This is a genomic window from Mesorhizobium sp. M5C.F.Ca.IN.020.32.2.1, from assembly GCF_004023105.1.
Lineage (GTDB): Bacteria > Pseudomonadota > Alphaproteobacteria > Rhizobiales > Rhizobiaceae > Mesorhizobium > Mesorhizobium wenxiniae.
In genome coordinates this window covers 1-9,658 of sequence record NZ_RZSX01000142.1, presented here as the reverse complement: position 1 = coordinate 9,658, position 9,658 = coordinate 1, and the positions used below count along the sequence as shown (strand labels likewise).

General features: G+C 64.7%; 7 protein-coding genes. 5 read left to right on the top strand and 2 right to left on the bottom strand.

Annotated elements, in window-relative coordinates; translation table 11 throughout:
• The 3 genes from EOA86_RS09900 to ligD form a co-directional block, all read left to right on the top strand.
• Positions 1 to 1,332, top strand: a 1,332-nt coding sequence (locus EOA86_RS09900) for a DNA polymerase Y family protein (RefSeq protein ID WP_164891655.1), incomplete at its 5' end; no start/stop codon positions are given.
• Positions 1,283 to 4,597 carry an error-prone DNA polymerase gene (locus tag EOA86_RS09895; RefSeq protein ID WP_128341440.1) on the top strand — a complete coding sequence of 1,105 codons (3,315 nt, stop codon included), beginning with the start codon at positions 1,283 to 1,285 and terminating at the stop codon, positions 4,595 to 4,597. The genes EOA86_RS09900 and EOA86_RS09895, both read left to right, overlap by 50 nt.
• Before the next feature lie 53 nt (positions 4,598 to 4,650).
• The gene (gene ligD, locus EOA86_RS09890) at positions 4,651 to 5,709 is read left to right on the top strand and encodes a non-homologous end-joining DNA ligase (protein WP_128341438.1); all 1,059 of its coding nucleotides are present in this window, start codon (positions 4,651 to 4,653) and stop codon (positions 5,707 to 5,709) included.
• 27 nt (positions 5,710 to 5,736) lie between these two features.
• Here ligD and EOA86_RS09885 read toward each other — a convergent pair whose 3' ends face one another.
• Positions 5,737 to 6,327, bottom strand: coding sequence for an SOS response-associated peptidase (locus tag EOA86_RS09885; protein WP_128341437.1), 591 nt, complete (start codon positions 6,325 to 6,327; stop codon positions 5,737 to 5,739).
• A gap of 60 nt (positions 6,328 to 6,387) precedes the next feature.
• On the opposite strand from EOA86_RS09885, the gene EOA86_RS09880 reads away from it, so the two are divergent.
• Entirely contained in the window at positions 6,388 to 6,891 is a 504-nt protein-coding gene (locus EOA86_RS09880) for an SOS response-associated peptidase (RefSeq protein WP_128341435.1), read from the top strand.
• 411 nt (positions 6,892 to 7,302) lie between these two features.
• Here the strand turns inward: EOA86_RS09880 and EOA86_RS09875 are convergent, their stop codons facing one another.
• Positions 7,303 to 8,448 (bottom strand): IS110 family transposase, encoded by a 1,146-nt coding sequence (locus tag EOA86_RS09875; RefSeq protein WP_245497206.1) that lies wholly within the window; start codon positions 8,446 to 8,448, stop codon positions 7,303 to 7,305.
• 237 nt (positions 8,449 to 8,685) lie between these two features.
• Here EOA86_RS09875 and EOA86_RS09870 point away from each other — a divergent pair, with 237 nt between their 5' ends.
• Positions 8,686 to 9,648, top strand: coding sequence for a zincin-like metallopeptidase domain-containing protein (locus tag EOA86_RS09870; protein WP_128341431.1), 963 nt, complete (start codon positions 8,686 to 8,688; stop codon positions 9,646 to 9,648).
• The last annotated feature ends 10 nt before the right edge of the window (positions 9,649 to 9,658 follow it).

The following is a 9,658-nucleotide window of genomic DNA, read 5'->3' as shown; positions in this document are numbered from 1 at the left end:
GCCCAGGTTCTCGTGCCGGCCCTCATTATCAGGGACGCCGATCCGGCAGCGGACGTCGACGCGCTGGACCGTCTCGCCCTGTGGATTCTGCAGCGCTTCGCGCCGATCGTCGCTGCGGACCCGCCGGACGGCATCGTCATCGACTCGACCGGCGCCGATCATCTTCATGGCGGCGAGCTGGCAATGCTCGACGCGCTCATTGGCCGGTTGGCGATGTCGGGCGTCGCTGCGCGCGCAGCCATCGCCGATAGTTGGGGCGCGGCCCATGCGCTGGCGCGCTATGTGGCGCGACCGACCTTCGTCGCGCCGCCCGGACACGGCGCATCTGCCATCGCCCAATTGCCGCTGGAAGCGCTGCGCCTTCCTGCTTCGATGTCCGCGGACCTGCGTGTTCTCGGTTTCGAGCGCGTTGGTGACTTGCTTGCGCAGCCCTGCGCCCCACTCACTTTGCGCTTTGGCATCGAGCTCGGACGGCGCCTCGACCAGGCTCTCGGCCAGAGCGCCGAACCGATCGAGCCTATCCGACCGCCCGATCTCATCGAAGTGCGACGCGCCTTTGCGGAGCCGATCGGTGCCGCCGAGACGATTGCCCGCTACATCGGCAAGCTCGTCGTCGGCCTCTGTGGCGCGCTCGAGGACAAAGGCCTCGGCGTGCGAAGGTTGGATCTCCTTTGCCACCGCGTCGACAACCGCGTTCAGGCCGTGCGGGTCGGCACCGCGCAGCCGGTGCGGGACAGCAAGCGCCTGACCCGGCTGCTCTGCGACCGGATCGAGACCATCGATCCGGGCTTCGGCATCGAAGTGATGACGCTGGCGGCGACCATCGCCGAGCCGCTCGTGCGCAGGCAGCTCATGAGCTCACTGGTCGAGGAAACTGCACCTGATATCTCGGACCTCGTGGACACGCTCGCCAATCGCGTGGGGGAGCGCGCGATCTATCGGATCGCGCCCGTCTCGAGCGACGTGCCCGAGCGCTCCGTCTGTCGCATTCCCGCGATGGCGCCCGACAGCGACGCGACGTGGCCGAACCACTGGCCGAGGCCCGCACGCCTGCTCGCGCGGCCGGAGCCGATCGAGACGGTCGCGCTCCTCCCGGATCACCCGCCGGTCTCCTTCACCTGGCGTGGCATCCGCCGCAGGGTGAAGCGCGCCGACGGTCCCGAACGCGTGTTCGGCGAGTGGTGGAAGCGGGATGCCGAGCTCGCAGCCGTCCGCGACTATTTCCGCATCGAGGACGACGCCGGCGAGCGCTACTGGGTCTATGGTTCCGGGGACGGCGAGGATGCGTCGACCGGCTCGCACCGCTGGTATCTGCACGGGGTGTTCGGATGAGCACCCAGCGCTACGCCGAGCTCAGGTCACCTCGCATTTCAGCTTCCTGCGCGGCGCGTCGTCGGCCGAGGAATTGTTCTCCCAAGCCGCCTTGCTCGGAATCGAAGCGCTCGCCGTGGTCGATCGCAATTCACTCGCCGGCATCGTGCGGGCCCATGAGGCGGCGAAGGCGACGGGCGTGCGCCTCGTCGTCGGATGTCGCCTGGATCTCGCGGGCGGCATTTCGGTCCTGGTCTATCCGACCGACCGGCCGTCCTATTCGCGGCTCTGCCGCCTACTCTCGCTTGGCAAGAAGCGCGCCGGCAAGGCCAAGTGCCATCTCGAATGGACCGATCTCGTCGCCTATGGCGACGGGCTGATCGCGGTGCTGGTGCCGGACCTCGCCGACGATGAATGTGGGCTTCGCCTGCGTCGCCTGCGCGAGGCCTTCGGCGATCGTGCCTATCTGGCCCTCACGCTGCGGCGTAGGCCGAACGATCAGCTCCGGCTTCACGAGCTCTCGAACCTCGCCGCGCAATTGCAGGTGCCTGCCGTCGTCACCAATGACGTCCTGTTTCACGAGCCCGGCCGGCGTATGCTGCAGGACGTCGTGACCTGCATCCGCCACAACGTCACCATCGACGAGCTCGGCGATCGTCGTGAGCGCCACGCCGACCGCCATCTCAAGCCGGCTGAAGAAATGCACCGGCTGTTCAGCCGCTATCCCCGGGCCCTGGCCCGCACGCTGGAAATCGCCGAGCGATGCCGCTTCTCGCTCGACGAGCTCGCCTATCAATACCCAGAGGAGCGCGACGACCCCTCGCTCACGCCGCAACAGATGTTGGAGAAGCTCACTTGGGCCGGCACCGTCGAGCGGTATCCCGAAGGGCTTCCTGACAGCGTGCGCGCGACGCTCGAGCACGAACTGCGGCTGATCGAGAAGCTCGGCTACGGACCATACTTTCTAACGGTCAACAGCATCGTCAGGTTCGCCCGCTCGCGCGACATCCTGTGCCAGGGCCGCGGATCGGCCGCCAACAGCGCCGTGTGCTTCGTGCTTGGCATCACCAGCATCGATCCGGGCCGAAACGACCTGCTCTTCGAGCGCTTCGTCTCGGAGGAGCGGCGCGAGCCGCCCGACATAGATGTCGACTTCGAACACGAGCGGCGCGAGATCGTCATGCAGTGGGTCTTCGACACCTACGGTCGCGACCATGCCGCGCTGTGCTCGACCGTCATCCGGTATCGGACCAAGGGCGCCATCAGAGACGTCGGCAAAGCGTTGGGGTTGCCCGAAGACCTCATCCGCTCGCTTTCCGGCCAGGTCTGGGGATGGTCGGAGGAAGGTGTTGCCGACAGGCACGTCGCGGAGCTGAACCTCAATCTCTCAGACCGACGCCTGCGCCTCGCGCTCGACCTCGCCCGCCAGCTCATGGGCGCACCCCGACACCTCAGTCAGCATCCCGGCGGCTTCGTGCTGACGCACGACCGCCTCGATGACCTCGTGCCGATCGAGCCGGCCGCGATGGTCGATCGGCAAGTGATCGAATGGGACAAGGACGACATCGATGCCCTGCGCTTCATGAAAGTCGACGTCCTGGCACTCGGCATGCTCACCTGCATGAAGCGCGGCCTCGACCTCCTCGCTGAGCACAAAGGCGTCAATCTCGACCTCGCTACCATTCCCGCCGAGGATCCGCGCACCTACGCGATGGTCCGCAAAGCCGACACGCTCGGCACCTTCCAGATCGAATCCCGAGCCCAGATGTCGATGCTGCCGCGTCTGAAGCCGCGGACCTACTACGACCTCGTCGTGCAGGTCGCGATCGTGCGGCCCGGCCCGATCCAGGGCGACATGGTGCATCCCTATCTGCGTCGGCGCGAGGGTCTCGAGCCCGTGCACTATCCGAAACCCGAGCTCGAGAAGGTCCTGGGCAAGACCCTTGGTGTTCCACTCTTCCAGGAGCAGGCCATGCGCGTGGCGATCGAATGCGCTGGCTTTACGCCGGGCGAAGCCGACTTGCTGCGCAAGTCGATGGCGACTTTCAAGCACACGGGCGGCGTCAGCTCATTCAGGACCAAGCTCATCGAAGGCATGGTCGCCAACGGCTACGATCGCGACTTCGCCGAGGCGACGTTCCGCCAGCTCGAAGGCTTCGGCTCTTACGGATTTCCGGAAAGCCACGCAGCCTCTTTTGCGCTTATCGCCTATGCCAGCGCCTGGCTCAAATGCTGGCACCCCGACGTCTTCTGCGCGGCCCTGCTCAACAGCCAGCCCATGGGATTCTACGCGCCAGCGCAAATCGTCCGCGATGCTGTCGCGCACAGCGTCGAAGTACGTCCCGTCTGCATCAACGCGTCGCGCTGGGACTGCACGCTGGAACCGACCGAGAATGAGGATCGCTTCGCCGTCCGTCTCGGCCTGCGCATGGTCAAGGGCCTCGCCAACGCTCATGCGGCCGCGATCGTCGCCTGCCGGGCGGACCGGCCGTTCTACTCTGTGGACGACCTGTGGCGTCGGGCCGGCGTCCCGGTCGCAGCGCTGACGCAGATCGCCGAGGCGGACGGGTTTCGTGCGTCCTTCGGCCTGGCGCGTCGCGAGGCGCTGTGGGCGATCAAGGCGTTGCGCGACGAGCCACTGCCGCTCTTCGCCGCCGCATCCATGCGCGAGAACGATAGCGTCCCAGAGATCATTGAACCCACTGTCGCGCTACGGCCGATGACGGCCGGCCGCGAGGTGGTTGAGGACTATGGCCACGTCGGACTTTCGCTGCGCAATCATCCCGTGATCTTCCTTCGCGACGATCTCCGCCGGCGCCGGATCGTCTCGTGTTCCGAGGCGATGCAGGCGCGCGACGGCCGCTGGCTCGAAGCCGCGGGGATCGTGCTGGTGCGGCAAAGGCCCGGCTCGGCCAAGGGCGTCATGTTCATCACGCTCGAGGACGAGACCGGGATCGCAAACCTGGTGGTTTGGCCCCAGGTGTTCGAGGCGAACCGCCGCACCGTCCTCTCTGCCGGCATGATCGCCGTGCGCGGCAGAATCCAACGCGAGGGCGAGGTTGTTCATCTTGTCGCGCAGCGCTTCACTGATCTGTCTGCTGAACTGGCAAGCGTCGGTGAGCGCGGCGCGCCGTTTCCGGTGCCACATGGACGCGGCGACCAGGTCACGCACGCCGGCGGTCCGGATCGGCGCGAGCTGCCGCCCAAGGGCTTGCGTACCCGGGATATCTATATTCCGGACCTGCTCATCGATACGATCAGAGTGAAGACCCGGGATTTCCACTGATGTTACTGGGCAGCTGCGCAACAGTTGGCGCGCATGAAACGGTTGTCGATTGAGTGCGGGCGATCCGCCGACTTTGTCGACCAGCTCCGCAGAAGGACGGCGGAATGGCGCGAAGAATAACGAGGAGCGACAAAACGGCCGCAAAGCGTCCGCCGGGCTGGATCGCGCCGCAGCTCACGCGTCTCGTTGACGAAGCCCCTGACGGTCCCGACTGGCTTCACGAGATAAAGTATGACGGATATCGGATTCACGCGCGCATCGATGGCGAGGATATCCGACTGCTGACCCGCACGGGCCTTGATTGGAGCCATCGCTACCAAGCCACGGTTTCGGCGCTCCGCAAACTCCCGGTCGAGAGCGCATATCTCGACGGGGAGCTGTGCGCAGTGCGGCCCGACGGCGTAACCTCCTTCAGCCGCTTGCAAGCGGCAATGGACGAGGGTCGCACAGGCGACCTCGTATTCTTTGCGTTCGATCTACTGTTCTTGAACGGAAACGACACTGCGGGGCTGCCGCTCATTGAGCGCAAAGCCCAGCTGGAAGCCGCGCTCTCGAAACCCATGCCTGGGCTCCGCTTCAGCGAACACGTGCTTGGCAACGGCCCCGAGTTTCGCGAGCACGCCTGCCGGCTGGGACTCGAGGGCGCCATTTCCAAACGGAGCGATCGGCCATACGCGCCGGGCGACCGCGGCCTCTGGGTAAAATCAAAATGCCTCAACCGTGAGGAATTTGTCGTCGTCGGGTGGACCGACCCCACAGGCAGCCGCCCGCATATCGGCGCGCTGCTGCTCGCCTACTATACCGATGATGGCACGTTGCGGTACGCAGGGCGGGTCGGCACCGGGATCACGCTCGCCGAGCTCAAACGACTGGCCCGCAGGCTCGGACCGCTGAGGACGTCACGCATGCCGCTCGACGTCCCGCCGCCCCGCGAGAGCCGTTTCGGCTCACCGCTTGAGGTGTCACGCGTGCATTGGGTCAAACCCGAACTCGTCGTCGAGGTGACCTACCTTACCTGGACAGAAGACAACCTCTTGCGCCAGGTCTCCTATCAGGGCGAGCGGCAGGACAAGCCCGCCCGCCAGGTCGTGCGCGCCGTGCCGCATCCATGATCGAGGTTTGCGGCCCAGTAGCTCGGCTTAGCCGACCTGCTCAACGAGCAGCGCTCCTGGCGCGAGCGGCCTGATCAGCGATTTCGCCGGCACGGATGGATCGAGCCAATCCTCCCAGACATCGCGTTCAAGGATCACGATTTGCCGGTCGTGATACGGCGCGATGTCAGGGCCGGGCTCCATGGTGAGCATGGTGAAGGCCTCGCCGACCTCGGGCGTCATCCGCCATATGCCGGCGATGCAGAAGAGCGGCTCGTCCTTCTTCGTGAAGAGCCACTTGTCCTTGCGCTTCTTCCTCGGGTCCTTGGGATCGGTGAACTCGTAGAAGCCGTCAGCGACGATCAGGCAGCGGTTCGATGAGAACTCCCGACCCTCGGACCGGAAGTTATAGACCGGCCGCTTGTTAGGTCCGGGCCAGCTCCATCGCCGTTGCACCATATCGCCTTCACCGCGCACGCCCTCGACTGTCCGGATGATCGGCCCCACATCGGTAATCTTGATGTCGTCGCGCGCCTCGATATTGGGTCGGCCCTCGGCAAAGCGGATCTTGATCTTGAGATCGGCGAAGTCCTCGACGATGGAGGCGACGTCCACGTGCAGGCGATAGTCGTTGCACACCGTCCAAGCTCTCCTTTCCTATTTGCACGATTTCACTGTTCTTGTTATGTTCACATCCTCATGATCCCAAGCGTTTTCGACTCCGTAGCATCGATCGGGCAGCGGCGCGTCGTCATCCGACGCAACGGCGGCGACGTCGAAATGGTAGAGCTGCCCTGGGGCCTTCAACCAGAGCAGCCGAACAGCCGTCCGTTTACGGTGATCCGCGCAGAGGGGCGCACCTTTCCTGATCACCGCTGCCTCGTGCCAGCCTCCGAGTTCCGGCATCGCAGCCGCGGCAAACACTACGGCTTCTCGCTCGCCGACGGCGACTGGTTCTATTTCGCGGGCATCTGGCGCCCGGAGACACCGCACTGGCCAGCATCCTATGCGATCCTGACGATCGCGGCGAACGCTGATGTCGCGCCGTTCCATGATCGTCAGATGGCCGTGCTGCGCCGCGAGGATCGCATGGCATGGCTCGATCGGACCTGCCGAGAGGATGAGTTGCTCCGACCGCTCCCGCCTCGAACCTTCAAGGCTCGTCTGTGGGACGAGCCGCGGCAGGCCGAACTCGCTTTCTGAAACAAGACTCTCCGCTTTTACGATTCTGCTCGTTGCGTGCGTGCCTTCACGGGGAAAGCCTTGTATGGGGATTCCAGAGTCAAGCGCTTTTCATAGGCGTTTCCTTTGTTGTGGCTCGGTTCGATAGCGAGCAGTCGGGTCGTGCGTGTTTGTCCCACGAACGATGCTTTCAGTATTCCGGGGGGAGCTCGCCTTTGGGGTGCTGTAATCGCACCGCAACCTTGTATTCGGTAAGGTTCACGCAGAACCTGGACCATGAAGCAGCCATTCGCTTCGAGGGCGAGTCTCCGAGGCGGCGGGCACATTCTTCCCTCGGCGTTGCAGCCATGGCGTTCCTCGTGTCACCGCCACCCCGGATTCCTGATCGGCAGACGACTTTCGGTCGACCGCCAAAAACCGATGCCTCTTCCGTCAGACGGCAGGACGGAGAACAACGCCGGCCGGAAGCTCACCGGTCGTGACCATCCGCCAGAAGGCAATTAGCAGCTTTCGGGCAAGCGCGACGATCATCTTCTTTCTCGGTGTCGGTGCATCGCCCACAGTCCGTCGCCGATACCATTGCGCGAGGCCACTCCCTTTCTGGAACATGAGGAACCGCCACGCCAACTGGATTAACCCGCGACGCACACGTGCATTACCGGATTTTGAGAGCCCTTTTTCACGTCGCCTCGCACCACTTTCATCTGGCGCGCCGGTCAGTCCGGCATATCTCGCGACGGCACGCCGGTCCCGCAGATTCCGGGACAGAAGTTCCTGAACCAGCATGTCGGCCGTTTCGATGCCGACACCAACAATGCGCGTGAGTAGCAGAACCATGGCGTTTGTCTTCTTGTCCGGCGCGGCCTCCAATCGAACCAGGCGCTCGCGTTCGATCATGGCTATCTGCTCCCTGACCACTGACAGGCGCTCGAGATAGCGATGCAGTTCAGACCGCAGATTGGGTGGCAGAGGATCGCCGTCGGGAGTGGTCAGAGATTCGAGCTGCTTCGCCGCACGTTTCAGCGCGGGATTGAACCCGCGGATTCCTAGACGCTGCATGGCCGCCTTGATCGTGTTGATGATACGGGTCTTCTCTCCAACCAGCTTCTCCCGTTCCCGGCTTGGCCGCCTGGCATCTTCCTCGGCCAGTGAAGGAATGGCGACCATTCCGCAATGACCGCGTTCGCCGCGCAGCCAGCCGAGGAAGACACGCATCAGCATCGCGGTGTCGAGACGGTCAGTCTTGGATCGCCGGTGTTCGCGGGACACCGCGACGCTGGCCGGGTGAATAACATGTGTTTCCATGCCGCGCGCCTGAAGCCAGCGCGCCAACCAGAAACCGTCACGTCCAGCCTCATAAGCGACGATGACACGGTCGATTTGCCTGCCCTTGCTGGTTGCTTCTTCGCACCACCGATCGAGCAGGCGGCTCAGCGCAGCGGGATCTGGATCCAATTTCTTCAGCGGCCTGCGAGCGATTCCGGGCAGCGTGCCGGCGACCAGCCAACTTGTGCTGCTCAGCTCTATAACCGCGACTACCGCCTTTTCCTGATCAAAGGGCAAAAGCGACCGGCTCAAATCTTCAACTCTATTCATCGGGGCAATTCCTCTCCAGCAATTTGCTGCCGCGATGATGTCAGAGACTCACCGCCCGCCCCATAGCTTCTTCCCCCTGGTCGGCACTTCGTTGCCGACGCACCCCCTTCTGCGGGGAGACCCCGCAACGCCCCCTGAGAGCGAGAGTGCGGCCCGGCTTTGCCGTGACGGGTTGAAAGCTGGAGGAGAGGCCTCCGGCGCCCGTCGCGGAGAACCGCGATGTCCAGAAATGATCGCTCCAGGCGCACCGGCACGGACCGGGCGAACCTCTACGACGAAATCACCGGCAAGATCATCGCTGAGCTCGAAGCCGGCCGCTTCCCCTGGGTGCAGCCCTGGGGCACGTCGAGCGCTCAGGCGCCGCTCGGCCTGCCTAAGAATGCCAGCACCGGCCGCGCCTATTCCGGCATCAACATCCTGATCCTTTGGGGCGCCGTGGTCCAGCACGGCTATCCGGGCCAGGGCTGGCTCACCTTCCGGCAGGCGCTGTCTTTGGGCGGCAATGTCCGCAAGGGCGAACACGGCACAACTGTGGTCTATGCCGATCGCTTCGTGCCCGAAGACGAGAAGCAACGCGCACGCGACACTGGGGAAGAGGCGCAGGCGATCCCTTTCTTGAAGCGCTTCACTGTGTTCAACGCGGCGCAGTGCGAGGGCCTACCGGAGGACATCACCGTCGAGGCGCCGCCGCCTCCGCCTGGCATGATCGAGCCGACTGTCGAGGCGCTGATCAAGGCCTCCGGCATCGACTTCCGCATCGGTAGCGACCGCGCCTACTACGTGCCGGCGCACGACTATGTCACGGTGCCGCCGCCGGGCGCCTACTACGAGCCGATCAATTGGCACCGCACGGCGCTGCACGAGTTAGGCCATGCCACCGGGCACGCCTCGCGGCTCGGCCGCGACCTTTCCGGCTCCTTCGGGACGAAGAAGTACGCCTTCGAGGAGCTGGTCGCCGAGATGAATGCGGCCTTCTGCTGCGCCTCGCTCGGCATCGTGCCGACAGTGCGGCATGCCAACTACCTGGCTTCCTGGCTCGAGGTGCTGCGCGAGGACAACCGCGCCATCGTCCGGGCTGCGAGCCAGGCCAGCAAGGCGGCAGACTGGCTCCTCGCCTTCCTCCCGGAAACCGCCGGGGTGGTCGCGACCGACCAGCCCGAGATCGACAGGAGGGCGGCATGATCCTCCTGAC

Excerpts from the sequence above, each read along its gene's own strand:
- EOA86_RS09880 (WP_128341435.1), top strand. The coding sequence starts at position 6,388 with ATGATCCCAAGCGTTTTCGACTCCGTAGCATCGATCGGGCAGCGGCGC.
- EOA86_RS09895 (WP_128341440.1), top strand. The coding sequence starts at position 1,283 with ATGCGTCGACCGGCTCGCACCGCTGGTATCTGCACGGGGTGTTCGGAT.
- EOA86_RS09870 (WP_128341431.1), top strand. The coding sequence starts at position 8,686 with ATGTCCAGAAATGATCGCTCCAGGCGCACCGGCACGGACCGGGCGAAC.